We start from the raw sequence: 15,292 nt of genomic DNA on the forward strand, positions 1-15,292 counted from the left end.
TCAGCGGGAATTGATCGGGACGATGTCCTGCACCAGCCAGTCGTTGCCGCGTTTGGTCAAGGTGACCCGGACCGCCGGGGCGGCCTGACTGGCGGGCTGGCCGGGCGCGTTCTGGGTGACCCGCATGATCACCGCGACGCTGGCCGCCGAAGGCCCGATGGCCTCGACACCGGCCGCCAGCGTGGACGCCTGCGCGGTGATCTTGCGCTGCAGCAGGTCCGCGCTGGTCTTGGTGTACTCCTCTTTGAACTTGCCCGCCTTGTCCGGCACCATCATCGACGCGGCGCGCTCAATGGACGCCCCGGGCGCCGTCGGGGAGAACGACGCGACCGCCTCGGCCACGCCCGTGGCGACCTGAACCACCGCGACCGAGTCCCGCTTGAAGTCTTCGTCCTTGGTCGTCCAGTGCGTGTATCCGGTCAGCACGGCCGCGCACAGGGCGACCGCGGCCAGGAACACAACCGCCAACCGCAGCACCGGCGCGTCGTCGTCCGTACCCACGGTGACCCTGTCGCGGCGCAGCAGGTAGAAGTTGATCGCGACACCTTCGACGATCAGCAGTGCGAGCGCGGCAGCCACCGCCACCCACCACCGCGGCCAGGCCAGCACCGCGCCGATCCCGAACAACGCGACCAGCGCCGCCACCGGCGCCAGCACGTCGAACGCCGCGAGCCGCCATGCGTTCCTCATCGGATCGACTCCAGCTTGGAGATCATCATCTTGTTGTCGACGTTCGATACGTCCAGGCGCAGATTCCAGTGCACCACCTGCGGTTTCGCACCGGCGTTCTCGCTGACCGAGGTGGCCACCAGCATGACGGAGTCGGTCCGGGTGGCGAATGCCGGCAGCTTCGTCGTCACCACCGGCCGCGGGGAGCCGGGCACCGTGTCCAGGTCGCGGTGCACGCTGTCGATCGCCACCGCCTCGATCTGGCCGGCGCTGCGGGCCTGCAGCTTCTCTACGACCTTCCGGTAGTCCATGATCGCGGCCTCGAAGTCGGTGTTGAGCTGTCCGACCGTGCCGTCGTGCAGTCGCTGCAGGCTGGCGTCGATGTTGCCGACGTTCATGTTGATCAGGATTTCCGTCCAGTCGGCCGCGGCCGCCATCACCCGGGACAGGTAGACCCGCTCGGCGGAGTCGTCGCGATGACCGAACCAGATCAGCCCGCCCAGCACCAGCGCCGCGACCGAGATCAGGCCGAGCACGGTCGAAGCGATGCCGTAGGTGGAGAACACCCGCGAATCAGCTTCGTCGGTCTCTGCAGCGTCTGCTGTGTCGTCGATGTCTTCGGCGTCCTGGTCAGGCATGGTGCGATCGTTGCACCCGAAAAGAGATGGAAGGATGGCGGGGTGACAGTAGAGGCCATCCGCTCGGGCATCGACCTGAGCTACGTCGACCCAGCCGCACGCCCCCAGGACGACCTTTTCGGGCACGTCAACGGCCGCTGGCTGACCGAGTACGACATCCCCGCCGACCGCGCGACCGACGGCGCCTTCCGCACTTTGTTCGACCGGGCCGAGGAGCAGGTGCGCGACCTGATCATGCAGGCCGCTCAGAGCCAGGCCGCATCGGGCACCGACGAGCAGCGCATCGGCGACCTCTACGCCAGCTTCCTGGACGAGGACGCCGTCGAGCGCCGCGGACTGCAACCGCTGCTCGACGAACTGACCGTGATCGACGGCGCCGCAGACCGCAGCGCGCTGGCAAGGGTCGTCGGCGCGCTGCAACGCACCGGGGTGGGCGGCGGTGTCGGACTGTATGTCGACACCGATTCCAAGGACTCCAGCCGGTACCTGGTGCACTTCTCGCAATCGGGCATCGGCCTGCCCGACGAGTCCTATTTCCGCGACGAGCAGCACGCCGCCGTGCTCGCCGCCTACCCGGGGCACATCGCCACCATGTTCGGCCTGGTCTTCGGGGGCAGCGCCGACGAACATGCCGACACCGCCGGCCGGATCGTGGCGCTGGAGAGCAAACTGGCCGCCGCCCACTGGGACGTGGTCAAGCGCCGCGACGCCGAGCTCACCTACAACCTGCGCACCTTCACCGAGCTGGAGAACACCTCGGGCTTCGACTGGTCCGGCTGGGTCTCCGGGCTGGGCATCACGCCCGACGCCGTCGCGGAACTGGTTGTCCGCCAACCGGATTACCTCACCGCCTTCGCCGATCTGTGGGGCAGCGAAGACCTCGAAGACTGGAAGAGCTGGGCGCGCTGGCGGTTGATCCGCGCCCGTTCACCGTGGCTGACGAGTGCGATGGTCGAGGCGGACTTCGACTTCTACGGCCGGCGGCTCACCGGCACCGAGCAGATCCGGGACCGCTGGAAGCGGGCGGTCGCGCTGGTGGAGACCCTGATGGGCGACGCCGTCGGAAAGCTCTACGTGGAGCGGCATTTCCCGCCGGGGGCCAAGGACCGCATCGACACGCTGGTGGCCAACCTGCAGGAGGCGTACCGGATCAGCATCAGCGACCTGGACTGGATGACACCGGAGACCCGGCAGCGCGCCCTGACCAAGCTCGACAAGTTCACCGCCAAGGTCGGCTATCCCGTCACCTGGCGGGACTACTCCGCGCTGGTGATCGATCGCGAGGACCTGTACGGCAACTTCCAGCGCGGCTACGCCGTCAACCACGACCGTGAACTGGCCAAGCTCGGCGGGCCCGTCGACCGCGACGAGTGGTTCATGACACCGCAGACCGTCAACGCCTACTACAACCCGGGGATGAACGAAATCGTCTTTCCCGCAGCCATTCTGCAGCCACCGTTCTTCGACGCCGAGGCCGACGACGCGGCGAATTACGGCGGTATCGGGGCGGTCATCGGCCACGAGATCGGGCACGGCTTCGACGACCAGGGCGCCAAGTACGACGGCGACGGCAACCTGGTGGACTGGTGGACCGACGACGACCGCACCGAGTTCGGCGCCCGCACCAAAGCTTTGATCGAGCAGTACGAGGCGTACACGCCCCGCGGGCTGGACAACGGTCACCACGTGAACGGCGCCTTCACCGTCGGTGAGAACATCGGCGACCTGGGCGGCCTGTCGATCGCCCTGCTGGCCTACCAGTTGTCGCTGAACGGTCAACCCGCGCCGGTGATCGACGGACTTACCGGCGTGCAGCGGGTGTTCTTCGGCTGGGCCCAGGTGTGGCGGACGAAGTCCCGTGATGCCGAGGCGATCCGGCGCCTCGCGGTGGACCCGCACTCGCCCCCGGAGTTCCGCTGCAACGGGGTAATCCGCAACGTGGACGCGTTCTACGAGGCTTTCGACGTCTCGGAGTCCGACGAGCTGTTCCTGGAGCCGCCGCGGCGCGTCCGCATCTGGAATTAGCGTTTCCGGCCCGAGCTGGGCGCACCTTTCCGGCGCGAGCAGACGCAAAGTCGCACGAAACCGCGGCTATGCGTGCGACTTTGCGTCTGATCGCCGGGGTGCGCCGACCGTTTCGATACGCGCGGGCACGTGCTTGTGCCAGGGCGTACCGGCATACGGGTCGCGCCACTTGGTCGACGTCAGCGCGTTCGGAGCCACCCCGGGGACAACGGTCCGACCGTCCTCGCCCACGTAGTCCAGCCCAAAACCGTTGGGCAGAGCGGCATGTCCGGGCAGCATGGTCTCGGTGATCTCGACGGTGGCCTCGGCACTGCCGGCCGCCGTGGTGATGCGCGCCCGGCCGCCGGCGTGCAGGCCGAGGGCCTGGGCGTCTTCGACACTTACCCGCAGCGCCCCGTCGGCGTCGCGTTTACGCCAGGACGGGTCGCGGAAGATGTCGTTGGCGGTGTAGGCGCGCCGTTCCCCCACCGACAGCACGATCGGCAACTCGTCGCTGGTCAGCTGCTCCGGCTCATCCGCCAAAGCCTTTATCTCGCTGAGCATTACAGGTATTTCCAGAGCGATCTTGTGGTCGCTGTGGCCGATCAGCGCGAAGTCGTCCTCGTAGTTGTGGACGGTGAACGTCACGCCGGAGGGACTGCCGATGATCGCGTCGAACAGCGCGTTGCCGTCTTCGTGCCCGGCCCGCCGGACGGCGTCGGGGTACGTCATCGCCGTCTTCTGCGCCTGTCCCCACAACGCCGCCGCGCCGGCCAACCCGTCCGGCAGCGTCGGGCCCAGCGTCTCGTACAGCACATAAGGCAGCACCCGGGCCAGCGTCGGGTTGCCAGCGACGGCCCCCAGGAACGCCTCGGTATACGCCTGACGCCCCCGCGCGGCGGCCTCGTGCAGCGGCCGCAGATCCTCATCGGAGACCACGCCCAGCGCACGCACCAGCCGCGCCCAGATCTCCGGTTCCGGCAACGTGCCGGGCAGCGGCGGGAACAGCCGGTGACGCAACTGCATTGCGTTGTGCGGGAATTCGAGGTTGAAGAAGGTGGCTTCACACTTCTCGAACTGCGACGCCGCGGGCAGCACGTAGTGCGCCAGTCGGGCGGTCTCGGTCATCGCGACATCGACGACAACCAGCAGCTCCAGCGACCGGAACGCCTCGCGGCACGCGGCCGAGTCGGCCACCGAGTGGGCCGGGTTGCTGCTTTCGACGATCATGGCCCGGAACCGGTCCGGGTGGTCGGTCAGGATCTCCTCGGGGACGACGTTGCACGGCACCAAACCGGAGATGATGGGCGCTCCGGTCACCGGCGTGCGTCCGGAGACGGTGCTGAACAGCGGCACGAACGACGAATGCAGGTGCTGGCCGCCCTTTTTCGCGAAGTTGCCGGTCAGGATCCACAACAGCTTGTTCAGGTAGGAGCACACCGTGCTGTTGGGCGCCTGCTGCACGCCGAGGTCCTCGAATACCGCGACGCTGCCGGCCGTCCCGATCCGACGCGCAGCCGCGCGCAACAACTCCGCGTCCACCCCGCACCGCCCCGCGTACTCACCGACCGGCACGTCGGCCAGCACCGCCCGCACGGCGTCCACACCGTGCGCATGCTCGGCGAGAAACGCTTCGTCGCAAAGGTTTTCCTGCACCAGGACCGCGGCCAGCGCGGCCAGGCACCAGGCATCGGTTCCGGGCCGCACCCGCAGATGGAAGTCGGCCATCTTTGCGGTGTCGGTGACGACCGGGTCGATCACGATCATCGAGCGCCGCGGATCCTTGGCGATCTCGTTGAGGACCACCCGCGCCCGGGGGAAACTCTGCGACATCCACGGGTTCTTGCCGACGAACACCGACACCTCGGCGTGCTCGAACTCGCCGCGGGTATGACCGCCGTAGAGTTGTGCGTCGACCCAAGCCTCACCGGTCTTCTCCTGCGCCAACGCATTTGACCGGTACTTGGAGCCCAGCGCCTTCAGGAACGCGCCACTGTAGGCACCACCGAGATGGTTGCCCTGCCCACCGCCGCCGTAGTAGAAGATCTTGTCGCCACCATAGCTGTCGCGAATGTGTTTGAAACCCTCGGCGATCTCGACGATCGCTGTGTCCCAATCGATTTCCTCATAGCTACCGTCGGCACGCCGGCGCAGCGGCGAGGTCAGCCGGCCCCGGCCGTTCTGGTAGTGGTCCAGCCGCAACGCCTTGTTGCAGGTGTAACCCTGCGACGCCGGATGCTCTTTGTCGCCCCGGATACGGGCGAGGGTGCGGCCTTCGGTCTGTACGACGATGCCGCAGTTGCACTCGCACAGGATGCACGCGGTGGGCTGCCAGTCATTCATGGGGCAGATTCCTTTCGATCAACTCGCGCACCTGGCGGTGAGCCAGATCCAGCGGCGCCAGGTCGCGTCGCACCCGCGCCAGCAGCAACGCACCCTCCAGCGCGGCCGTCGCAAACTCCGCGAGCTCAGCGGCCCGCTCCGCGGCGATGCCATCGGCGATGAAGCGCTGGGTGATCAGGTCCGACCAACGGTCGAACACCGCCGCCGCCCGCTGCACCACCGGGGCCATCCGGTCCCGGTCGTCCTGGTCGAAGCCTGCTTCCACCGAGACCGCCGCAATCGGGCAACCCGCGCGGAACTCGGTCGCCAGCAGCTGCTCCCGGTACTTCTCGATCAGCCTGTCCAGCAGCGCCGGCCCGCTGTCCGCTTCGGCAATGAGAGCGGCGATGTGCTCGCCGGCGAAGTCGACCGCCTCGCACAACAGTTGCGTGCGCCCGCCCGGGAAGTGGTGGTAGGCCGACCCGCGGGGCGCCCCGCTGTGCGCCAGCACGTCGGATATCGCGGTGGCCCGCGCACCGCGCTCCCTGATCAGCAGGGCCGCGGACACCACCATCCGCTCTCGGGGACTTCGCATATGTATGATGCTATACATAATTCACACCCGCGAACAGACGCAAAATCGCCCTTTTCAGGATCGAAAAGGGCGATTTTGCGTCTGCTCAGCGTTACAAGTTACAGCTGCCAGTCCGAGGCGCCGTCGGGCTTGTTGTACGTGCCGACGGAGTTCTTGACCACGATCGGGTCACCGCTGCCGAAGTTGTCGAAGAACCACTTGGCATTGGCCGGCGCCAGATTGATGCAGCCGTGGCTGACATCGCGCTTACCCTGGTCGGCCACCGACCACGGGGCACTGTGCACGAAGTTGCCGCTGTTGTCGATCCGCACGGCATCCGACACGGTCACCTTGTAGCCGTTCGGCGAGTTGACCGGCACCCCGTAGGTCGAGGAGTCCATCACCACCGTCGGCATCTTCTCCAGCACGTAGTAGGTGCCGTTCGGCGTCTGGTGCCCGCCGGAGGCCATCCCCATCGACATCGGGAAGGTCTGCTGCACCACGCCGTTGCGGGTGATCGTCATCTGGTGCGTGGCGTCATCGGCCGTCGCGATCAGCGAGTCACCGGTGCGGAAGCTGGACTTGGTGCCGGCGGCGTCGATGTTCACCGCCGTGTTGGCCGGCCAGAAGCTCAGCGGCCGCCAGCGCAGCTGCGACGGCGTCATCCAGTAGAACTTGCCCGCCACCGGCGGGATCGACGAGATGTGCACGGCGCGCTCGGCCATCGCCTGGTCGGCGATCGGCACCTGGAAGTTGATGATGATCGGCTTGGCCACACCCACCATCGCCCCGTTGACCGGGTTGAACGACGGCGGCCGGAACGGCGGTTCACCAACGAACGGCGTCGGGTCCTGGCCGGCCACCGGCCCGGACGCCACCGGAACCGCGGCCGGGTCACCCGGCGGGAGGCCGAACGGATCGGGCAGCGGCGGCAGAGCAATCGGCAACGGCTCGGGCGCGGGCGGGTCCACGGGCGCCACCACCGGTCCCGGGTCCCCTGGCGCCTCGTCCGGGTCCGCCAGGGCCGGTCCGGCGCCCATCATGAGCACCGCAGCGACTCCGAATGCGTTGAGAGCGGCGACGAGGCCAGCCCTCGTGCGGCCCCTCATCGAGCGCGACATACTGTTTCCCTCCGGTCACACACTTCAAGACCTGAACTGGCCCCAGTGTGGCACAGCAGAACCCCTGCTTAGCCATTCGGCGAACCCGCCGCGACCGTTACCAAGCCCAGTTCAGGCCGTTGACCTGCGCCGTTAGTCGCTCTGTGAAATTGCCGAATCCGGTGTATCGACTATCGGGCGAATCGCTGCCATCGCCAATAACGCGACACCCATCAGTCCTGCCGACGCGGTCAGCATCATCGCCACACTGCGCTCGTACAACAGGCCGCCGGCCAGCGATCCCGCCATGATGCCCACCTGGAACGCCGTGACGTACAGGCCCGAGGCGCCGTCCGGGTCGTCGGCGCCGGCACGCATCGCCGCCGACTGCAGCATCGGAGACACCGCGGTGGCCATGGCGCCCCACAGCACGATCGCCGCCGTCCCGACCACCAGCGCCGTCGTCGCGGAGCGATGCCAGCCGAAGGCCAGCGCACTGAGCAGCGCCAGCGCGGCCGTCAGCCCCGCCATGCAGACAATGATCGCGCCCTTGGGGCGCCGGTCCAGCGGACGCGCCACCAACGCCACCGCAAGCACCCCGGCGATTCCGTAGGCGGCCAGCAGCCACGCGACGTTGGGCCCGCGCACGCCGACGACCTGACGAACGATCACCACGATGTACGTGTAGGAGACGAAGTGCCCGGTGACGCCGATCATGGTGATCAGGCTCACCATGATCAGCGCCCGGTTGCGGTGATGCGTCGAGCGTCGGCCCACGTACTGCAACTGGTCGGTGGTCAGCGTCAGCGGGGGCAGCACCACCCGGGCCGCGACCGTCACGACGGCGGCCGCGACGGTGACACACACAGCCGCCAGCCGCCAGCCCCACATCAGACTCAGGGCCGCGGTCAGTGGACTACCGATGACCAGCGCCAGGCTGGTTCCGACGTAGATCGACATGGTGGCGCGTCCGGCGTGGCTGGGCGGCACCAGGCGGGTGGCGATCGGAGCGATCACCGACCACAGCAGGCCGTGCGTCACCGCGCACAGGACCCGGCCGGCGGCGAGTACCGCGAAGCTGGGCGCCAGCGCCGAAATCACCTGCGAGACGGTCAGACACACCAGGCTCAGCAACAGCGTCCGGCGCCGCGGCCAGTGCGCGGTCCAGCGCACCAGCGGAACGGTGGTCAGCGCCGCCACGAAGGCGTACCAGGTCAGCAGTGTGCCCACCAGCACCACGCTGACGTTCAAGTTGCGCGCGATCGCCGACAGCGCCCCCACGGGAAGCAGCTCCGCGGTCACGTAGATGAAGGCCGCCGCGGCGAGCACCGCAAGTTGAACCGCGATCCGTGGCGTCCACGTTCGTGCGGTTGCGGCGATGGTTCCCGATTCGGCAGTCATGGTGTTGGGGTGGCGACACGATTGCGCCGTGATAACCGTACGCAACGTATCCGGGCTTTACCCAAACATTGGGTGTCAACACGCCCGGTCAGGAACGGACAAGGCGTGCGATGGCGGCCGAGGCTTCGGCCAGCTTCTCCTCGGCTTCGGGACCACCCTCGGCCACCGCACGGGTGACGCAATGGTTCAGGTGCTCGTCGAGCAGGTTCAGCGCCACCGACCGCATGGCACTGTTGACGGCGCTGATCTGGGTGAGGACGTCGATGCAGTACTTGTCCTCTTCGATCATGCGCGCGATGCCGCGCACCTGACCCTCTATGCGACGCAGCCGCTTGGCGTAATTGTCCTTCTGCTGCGCGTACCCGTGTGCTGCCGTCATCAAGTCTCCCAAACGCCATGGCATACCCCGACGGGGTATTACCTTTCGATCATAAACGATTTTGGCGGGATGCCGGCGCACCGCATACTTGCTGCATGCCTGAACCCGACATCAAGCCCCGCAGCCGCGACGTCACCGACGGCCTGGAGAAGGCCGCCGCCCGCGGAATGCTCCGCGCGGTAGGCATGGGCGACGAAGACTTCGCCAAGGCGCAGATCGGGGTCGCCTCGTCCTGGAACGAGATCACCCCCTGCAACCTGTCGCTGGACCGGCTGGCGAAGGCCGTGAAGGAGGGCGTCTTCGCCGCGGGCGGCTACCCGCTCCAGTTCGGGACGATCTCGGTGTCCGACGGCATCTCCATGGGACACGAGGGGATGCACTTCTCCCTGGTGTCGCGCGAGGTGATCGCCGACAGCGTCGAAACCGTGATGCAGGCCGAGCGGCTGGATGGCTCGGTGCTGTTGGCCGGGTGCGACAAATCGCTGCCCGGCATGCTGATGGCCGCCGCCCGCCTGGACCTCGCCTCGGTGTTCCTCTACGCCGGGTCGATCCTGCCGGGCGTCGCCAAGCTGTCGGACGGCACCGAACGCGAGGTCACCATCATCGACGCGTTCGAGGCGGTGGGCGCGTGCGCCCGCGGCCTGATGCCCCGGGAGGACGTCGACGCCATCGAACGGGCGATCTGCCCCGGCGAGGGTGCCTGCGGCGGTATGTACACGGCCAACACCATGGCCAGCGCCGCCGAGGCACTGGGCATGTCACTGCCGGGCAGCGCCGCTCCCCCGGCGACCGACCGCCGCCGCGACGGGTTCGCCCGCCGCAGCGGTCAGGCCGTCATCGAGCTGTTGCGCAAGGGCATCACCGCCCGCGACATCCTGACCCGAGAGGCGTTCGAGAACGCCATCGCGGTGGTGATGGCGTTCGGCGGCTCGACCAACGCGGTGCTGCACCTGCTGGCGATCGCCCGCGAGGCCGAGGTCGAACTGACTCTCGACGACTTCACCCGGATCGGCAAGCGGGTGCCCCATCTGGCCGACGTCAAGCCGTTCGGCCGGCACGTGATGTCGCACGTCGACCACATCGGCGGGGTGCCGGTGGTGATGAAAGCACTGCTGGACGCCGACCTGCTGCACGGTGACTGTCTTACCGTGACCGGCCAGACCGTGGCACAGAACCTGGCCGACATCGCGCCGCCGGACCCGGACGGCAAGGTGCTGCGCGCCCTGAACAACCCCATCCACCCGACCGGTGGCATCACCATCCTGCGCGGATCACTGGCCCCCGAAGGCGCGGTGGTCAAGTCGGCCGGTTTCGATTCCGACGTGTTCGAAGGCACCGCACGGGTTTTCGACGGCGAGCGGGCGGCCCTGGACGCGCTCGAGGACGGCACCATCACCCACGGCGACGCGGTGGTGATCCGCTACGAGGGGCCCAAGGGCGGTCCCGGCATGCGCGAGATGCTCGCCATCACCGGCGCCATCAAGGGCGCCGGGCTGGGCAAGGACGTGCTGCTGCTCACCGACGGCCGGTTCTCCGGTGGGACGACCGGGCTGTGCGTGGGGCACGTGGCGCCCGAAGCCGTCGACGCCGGCCCGATCGCCTTCCTGCGCGACGGCGACAAGATCCGCCTCGACGTGGCCAACCACACCCTCGACGTACTGGTCGACCCCGACGAGTTCGCCTCGCGGCGAAAGGATTTCACTCCCCCGCCGCCGCGCTACAAGACCGGCGTGCTGGCCAAGTACGTCAAGCTGGTCGGATCGGCCGCAAACGGAGCCGTCTGCGGCTGACGCGCCGGGTGTGCGTCCACCGCGTCGGGTGTGCGTCCGCCGCGGCGGAACCGCCGATTTTGCGCAGCTGACGCACACTCGAAGCGGCCAGCGCACACTCGAAAGTCGACTCAGCGCACCAGCGCCACCGCGAACCCGTCCCACCCCTTGCCGCCGACCGTTTGCAACACGGCGGTGTCCAGGCGCGGATGCTCACCCATCAGTTGCAGCGTCCCGCGGGTCGCCGCGACCCTGACATCGTCGGACTCGGTCAGCACCTTGCCCCCGCGGATGACGTTGTCGACCACGACCGCGGTGCCGGGACGACCCAGCTTGATCGCCCACTCCAGGTAGGCGGCGTTGTTCTCCTTGTCCGCGTCGATGAACACCAGGTCGAACGGGCCGCCGGTCACCGTCGGCAAGGTGTCCAGTGCCGCGCCCACCACCACCTCGACCCGGTCGCCCAGACCCGCCCGTTCCAGGTTGGCCCGAGCGAGCTCGGCACGCCGCGGATCGAACTCCAGCGTGACCACCCGCCCCTCCGGCCCTGCACCGCGCGCGAGCCAGATGGTGCTGTAGCCGCCCAGCGTGCCCAGTTCGAGAATGCGGCGCGCCTGCATGGCCGAGGCCAGCAGGCACAGAAACTTGCCTGCTGCGCCGACACCGCGATCCGCGGCAGGCCGGCCGCGTCACTGGCCGCGACCGCGGCGGACAGTGCCGGGTCCGGGCCGATCAGCGTGCTGTCCAGGAAAGCGTCGACGGCTTGCGGGTTCGCTTCTGCAGGCATAACCAACGCTAACTCCTGGCCCGGCCGACGCGCCGGGTCACCACTTCACTATTTACCCGTACCCCCACGGGGTATATGCTGGTGGCGGAAGCAAGTCCGACTCAGATGAAGGTGGAATCCCATGGCAACTCACGAAGCTGGAACCGAATTGACTTGTGGCCACGAGGGTTGTGGCTGTCGCGTGCGCATCGAGGTCCCGTGCCACTGCTCCGGCGCCACCGAGCCGTACCGCTGCACCTGCGGCGAGGCCCTGGTCCCCGTCCAGTAGGTTCGCCGGCCGGTCGTGCGTCCGGACGCGCGCTCAGCGCCCGAACGTACGGCCGGTCAGCTCGACCTCGGCCGCCAGCGTCAGCGCGACCGCCGACGCACCGACGGCCACGGTGTGGCGCCCGGGGCTGATGTGCCAGCTTCCGTCGGCGTAGCGCGCCAGCAGACGCGGATCCGCCTCGATGCTCACCCGGCGAGACTGCCCGGGTTCGAGGTCGACCCTCTCGTATCCCAACAGCCTCAACCGGCCTTCGCCCGGTGCGCCGGCCAGATACACCTGCGGGACATCCGCCCCGCGGCGATCACCGTTGTTGACGACGGTGACGGCGGCTCGCACCGTGTCACCGCCGGTCACCTCGAGGTCGCGGTGTTCAAAGCTGGTGTAGGACAACCCGTGCCCGAACGCGAACAGCGGCGCCTGGCCCGTGTGGGCGAACCAGCGATACCCGACTTCGGCGCCCTCTGAATAATCGATCGTCGTCGGCGAGCCCAGCTGCGGACGGGGCGTCTGACCGATGTCCACCGGGAAGGTGATCGGTAGCCGTCCCGACGGATTGACTTGCCCGGTAAGAATTTCCGCGATCGCCCGGCCCCCCTGTTGGCCCGGGTACCAGGCCGCGACGATCGCGCTCACCGAATCACGCCAGGGCATCGCCACCGGGTTGCCGGTCTGAAGCACCACCACGGTGTTCGGGTTGGCCGCGGCGACCGCGGCGATCAGAGCGTCCTGGCCCCACGGCAGCGACAGGTCGGCAACGTCGAACCCCTCGCCCTCGGCCCGGGTCGCGAAGACGATCGCGACCTCGGCCCGGCGCGCCACCGGCACCGCCTCGGCCGGGCTGATACCGGGATCGAATTCGATGTGGGCCTGCGGCAGCAGCGTCCTGAGTCCCTCGAGCGGGCTCGACGGCTGCAGGTATAGATTGCGCATGCCAGCTTCCAGCCCGGAGCCACCGATCGGGATCACGCCGGCGTAGCCGCCCGGCGGGACGACCGTGCTCGAGCCGAACCCGGCCGCAACCCCGCGGTGGGAGTAGCCGCCGATGACGGCGATGTGGCCGACCCGCCCCGCCTCCAGGGGCAGCGCGCCCCGGTTCTGCAGCAGCACCGTTCCCTGTCGTGCGATATCCAGGGCTATCTCGTTGTGCGCGTTGATATCCGGTTCCGGTGCCGGTCCCCACCTGTCGATCCCGACCGCGAACATCGACCGCAGGATCCGCCGGACCATGTCCGACAGCCGCTGCCCGGTGAGCCGACCGTCGGCGAAGGCGGCCCGCAGTGGGGCGCCGAACGTCTCGGCCTGCCACAGCAGGGCGTCGATCTGGGCGCCGCATTCCTGGTCGAGGCCGCCCAGCGCACACTCCCAACTCGGCGTGCCGCCCCAGTCGGACATCACCCAGCCGGGGTATCCCCAGGCACCTTTCAGCACGTCGTTGAGCAGGACGCCGTTGGCAGCGGCGTAGTCGCCGTTGACCTTGTTGTAGGCCGCCATCACCGCCCCGGGCCGGCCCCGCTCAATGGCGATCTCGAAGGCCAGCAGATCGGATTCGCGGTGAGCGTCGGGATCGATCACGGCGTCCAGCCAGTGCCGGTTGGTCTCGTTGCAGTTCAGCGAGAAGTGCTTGGCGGTGCAGATGACGCCGTGCTGCTGGATTCCGATGATCTGCTCGGCGGCCGTGGTGGCGCTCAGCAGCGGATCTTCGGAGAAGTACTCGAAATTGCGGCCGTTGCGGGGATCACGGCACAGGTTCATCGCGCCCGCCAACTGCACGTTGAAGCCGCGACTGCGTGCCTCGACCCCGATCACCGAACCCGCGGCGCGGGCCAGCCCGGGATTGAAACTGGCGGCCATCGCCAGCCCCGCGGGCAGCGCCGTTGCGGTATCGCCCGCACGGAAACCGGGATTGGTCACGCCCAGGCCGGCGTCACTCATCCGCAGCGCCGGTATCCCCAGCCGGGCGATCCCCGGCACATAGCCCGCACTCATCGGGACGTCTGGCGGAATCCGCTCGTCGTGCAGCGGCCACATGTCTCCGGCGCCCATCACACCGACCAGGAGCGAGAAGCGCTCGTCGTCGGTCAGCTGCTCCTCGACTTCACGGGCACGCGCGTCCGGATCATCCGTGGGAGAGCTCATCGCACACCCTCTTTCGCATAGACGACCCGCAGCACATGGCCGAGTTCGGGACCCATCACCAGCTCCGTCAACTCGCACATGGTCGCCACGAAGTCCGGCCCGTGTGGCGGTGGTACCCGGCACAGGTGGTGCGCCACCTCATGCAGTATGACGAGCTCACGCATCGCCCAGTCCGCGGTGTCGCGGTCGGGAACCGCGATAGTGCCTGCCCCGTCCCGGTTCTCGTAGTGGGCAGAGCTGGCTCCGCGCCGCGCCCGCACCCGCAGCCCCGGCACGTCCGGCCACTGCCGGCGCACCCCCGGCAGCGCGAGCACCTCGTCGACGTAGCGCTGCACCGAGGCCATCGAGGCGAACCGTCCCTCCGGCGGCAGCGTCAACTGGGTGCCGAAGAAGTCGACGCTGGGCGACCCGTGTTGCGCGGCCCGGTCGAACATGACCCGCACGAATTCCTCAGCCGCATAGACCTTGGCGCGCTGAGAATCGCGGCTCAACGGCCCAGCGCGGTCCGCGCCCCCGGCAACTCGGGACTGCTCCCCAGGCGCGCCCGCCGCCCGGCCCGGTCGCCCGCGCGTCGCGCCGCCGACGAATACCCGGCCGAGGCCCGGTTAGCCTGCCAGGTACCGCGCGCCTTGGACGCCTCGCGATAGTGGTCGCGGAGCTCGACTTCTTTGTCCCGCAATGCGATAGCGGTTCCAGGGGCACGCCGGCGGTCCTTGGTGACTTCCTGCCTGGCCTGCTCGCGGGCCTCCGCCAGCCGCTGGCCGACGCGGGCGCCGAAGGCCAGCTGGAAGTTGAGCCGGGCGGTGATGGTGGGAGTCGGCCGGTGCTCGCCCGTCGCGAGATAGGCATCCGAGGCCCGGACCATCTGCACCACCAGGCTGGCGTAGAGGGCGTGCGTGGCGTCGATGTCCTCGGCGAACCCGTAGGCATACAGGAACGTCGAATTCGAGGCGATGTCGCAGCGCACGTCGTTCGCCGCCGCGATCAGCACGAAAAGCTGCACATACGTGCGGAGTCCGCGGGTGCCCGCGGCGCCGATAGTTATGGTGCGCTGGGTGGGGGCCTGGGCCGCCGAGCGGTTGGCGGAGTGCGAGCGCGCCACCGCAAGATCGATGGAGGAGGCCGTCGCCAGCCGCTGCGCGGCCGTCATGAAGGCCTCGGCCTCATGCGGGTTGTCGGTGCCCTCCGCCTGACGCAGCAGTGCCGCAATACGGGACAGCATCTTGTCGTCGGTCATGCGGCCAA

General features: G+C 68.5%; 13 protein-coding genes and 1 pseudogene. 3 read left to right on the forward strand and 11 right to left on the reverse strand.

The features are described 5' to 3' along the window. Positions 1-690, reverse strand: coding sequence for a hypothetical protein (locus tag ACNQS7_RS17710; RefSeq protein WP_418013545.1), 690 nt, complete (start codon positions 688-690; stop codon positions 1-3). Beyond that, on the reverse strand, positions 687-1,307 hold the full coding sequence (locus tag ACNQS7_RS17715) for a hypothetical protein (RefSeq protein WP_418013546.1): 621 nt from the start codon (positions 1,305-1,307) through the stop codon (positions 687-689). Before ACNQS7_RS17715 ends, ACNQS7_RS17710 begins: the two co-directional genes overlap by 4 nt. 42 nt (positions 1,308-1,349) lie before the next feature. Between ACNQS7_RS17715 and ACNQS7_RS17720 the strand changes: the two genes are divergently transcribed. Further along, positions 1,350-3,332: a M13 family metallopeptidase gene (locus ACNQS7_RS17720; RefSeq protein ID WP_418013547.1), complete on the forward strand. Its 1,983-nt coding sequence runs from the start codon at positions 1,350-1,352 to the stop codon at positions 3,330-3,332. Between the two features lie 66 nt (positions 3,333-3,398). Here ACNQS7_RS17720 and ACNQS7_RS17725 read toward each other — a convergent pair whose 3' ends face one another. From ACNQS7_RS17725 to ACNQS7_RS17745, 5 genes are all read right to left on the reverse strand, one after another. Further along, positions 3,399-5,654 carry a molybdopterin-dependent oxidoreductase gene (locus ACNQS7_RS17725; protein WP_418013548.1) on the reverse strand — a complete coding sequence of 752 codons (2,256 nt, stop codon included), beginning with the start codon at positions 5,652-5,654 and terminating at the stop codon, positions 3,399-3,401. Beyond that, positions 5,647-6,228, reverse strand: a complete 582-nt coding sequence (locus ACNQS7_RS17730) for a TetR/AcrR family transcriptional regulator (protein ID WP_418013549.1) — start codon at positions 6,226-6,228, stop codon at positions 5,647-5,649. The genes ACNQS7_RS17725 and ACNQS7_RS17730 overlap by 8 nt, the downstream gene beginning before the upstream one ends. A 98-nt stretch (positions 6,229-6,326) precedes the next feature. After that, positions 6,327-7,328 (reverse strand): L,D-transpeptidase, encoded by a 1,002-nt coding sequence (locus ACNQS7_RS17735; protein ID WP_418013550.1) that lies wholly within the window; start codon positions 7,326-7,328, stop codon positions 6,327-6,329. Between the two features lie 132 nt (positions 7,329-7,460). Continuing rightward, complete coding sequence (locus ACNQS7_RS17740) at positions 7,461-8,708, reverse strand: MFS transporter (RefSeq protein WP_418013551.1); 1,248 nt, start codon at positions 8,706-8,708, stop codon at positions 7,461-7,463. 88 nt (positions 8,709-8,796) lie between these two features. After that, entirely contained in the window at positions 8,797-9,087 is a 291-nt protein-coding gene (locus tag ACNQS7_RS17745) for a metal-sensitive transcriptional regulator (protein WP_418013552.1), read from the reverse strand. Between the two features lie 95 nt (positions 9,088-9,182). On the opposite strand from ACNQS7_RS17745, the gene ilvD reads away from it, so the two are divergent. Continuing rightward, complete coding sequence (ilvD, locus tag ACNQS7_RS17750) at positions 9,183-10,877, forward strand: dihydroxy-acid dehydratase (RefSeq protein ID WP_418013553.1); 1,695 nt, start codon at positions 9,183-9,185, stop codon at positions 10,875-10,877. Positions 10,878-10,987: 110 nt separating this feature from the next. Here the strand turns inward: ilvD and ACNQS7_RS17755 are convergent. Beyond that, positions 10,988-11,643 (reverse strand): annotated as a pseudogene (locus tag ACNQS7_RS17755) (O-methyltransferase). A 121-nt stretch (positions 11,644-11,764) separates the two neighbouring features. Here ACNQS7_RS17755 and ACNQS7_RS17760 point away from each other — a divergent pair. Continuing rightward, positions 11,765-11,911, forward strand: coding sequence for a metallothionein (locus ACNQS7_RS17760; RefSeq protein WP_065048380.1), 147 nt, complete (start codon positions 11,765-11,767; stop codon positions 11,909-11,911). Positions 11,912-11,944: 33 nt separating this feature from the next. Here the strand turns inward: ACNQS7_RS17760 and ACNQS7_RS17765 are convergent, their stop codons facing one another. From ACNQS7_RS17765 to ACNQS7_RS17775, 3 genes are read right to left on the reverse strand one after another with little or no spacing between them, the layout of a single operon-like run. Then, complete coding sequence (locus tag ACNQS7_RS17765) at positions 11,945-14,047, reverse strand: beta-glucosidase (protein WP_418013554.1); 2,103 nt, start codon at positions 14,045-14,047, stop codon at positions 11,945-11,947. Further along, positions 14,044-14,538: a TIGR04338 family metallohydrolase gene (locus tag ACNQS7_RS17770; protein ID WP_418013555.1), complete on the reverse strand. Its 495-nt coding sequence runs from the start codon at positions 14,536-14,538 to the stop codon at positions 14,044-14,046. Before ACNQS7_RS17770 ends, ACNQS7_RS17765 begins: the two co-directional genes overlap by 4 nt. After that, the gene (locus ACNQS7_RS17775; protein WP_055577048.1) at positions 14,535-15,284 is read right to left on the reverse strand and encodes a DUF2786 domain-containing protein; all 750 of its coding nucleotides are present in this window, start codon (positions 15,282-15,284) and stop codon (positions 14,535-14,537) included. The genes ACNQS7_RS17770 and ACNQS7_RS17775 overlap by 4 nt, the downstream gene beginning before the upstream one ends. Positions 15,285-15,292: the final 8 nt, after the last annotated feature.

This window comes from Mycobacterium sp. 23, from assembly GCF_048287075.1.
Taxonomy (GTDB): Bacteria; Actinomycetota; Actinomycetes; order Mycobacteriales; family Mycobacteriaceae; genus Mycobacterium; species Mycobacterium gordonae_B.

Excerpts from the sequence above, each read along its gene's own strand:
- ACNQS7_RS17760 (WP_065048380.1), top strand. The coding sequence starts at position 11,765 with ATGGCAACTCACGAAGCTGGAACCGAATTGACTTGTGGCCACGAGGGT.
- ACNQS7_RS17715 (WP_418013546.1), bottom strand. The coding sequence starts at position 1,307 with ATGCCTGACCAGGACGCCGAAGACATCGACGACACAGCAGACGCTGCA.
- ilvD (WP_418013553.1), top strand. The coding sequence starts at position 9,183 with ATGCCTGAACCCGACATCAAGCCCCGCAGCCGCGACGTCACCGACGGC.
- ACNQS7_RS17730 (WP_418013549.1), bottom strand. The coding sequence starts at position 6,228 with ATGCGAAGTCCCCGAGAGCGGATGGTGGTGTCCGCGGCCCTGCTGATC.
- ACNQS7_RS17765 (WP_418013554.1), bottom strand. The coding sequence starts at position 14,047 with ATGAGCTCTCCCACGGATGATCCGGACGCGCGTGCCCGTGAAGTCGAG.
- ACNQS7_RS17740 (WP_418013551.1), bottom strand. The coding sequence starts at position 8,708 with ATGACTGCCGAATCGGGAACCATCGCCGCAACCGCACGAACGTGGACG.
- ACNQS7_RS17725 (WP_418013548.1), bottom strand. The coding sequence starts at position 5,654 with ATGAATGACTGGCAGCCCACCGCGTGCATCCTGTGCGAGTGCAACTGC.
- ACNQS7_RS17745 (WP_418013552.1), bottom strand. The coding sequence starts at position 9,087 with ATGACGGCAGCACACGGGTACGCGCAGCAGAAGGACAATTACGCCAAG.
- ACNQS7_RS17710 (WP_418013545.1), bottom strand. The coding sequence starts at position 690 with ATGAGGAACGCATGGCGGCTCGCGGCGTTCGACGTGCTGGCGCCGGTG.
- ACNQS7_RS17775 (WP_055577048.1), bottom strand. The coding sequence starts at position 15,284 with ATGACCGACGACAAGATGCTGTCCCGTATTGCGGCACTGCTGCGTCAG.
- ACNQS7_RS17735 (WP_418013550.1), bottom strand. The coding sequence starts at position 7,328 with ATGTCGCGCTCGATGAGGGGCCGCACGAGGGCTGGCCTCGTCGCCGCT.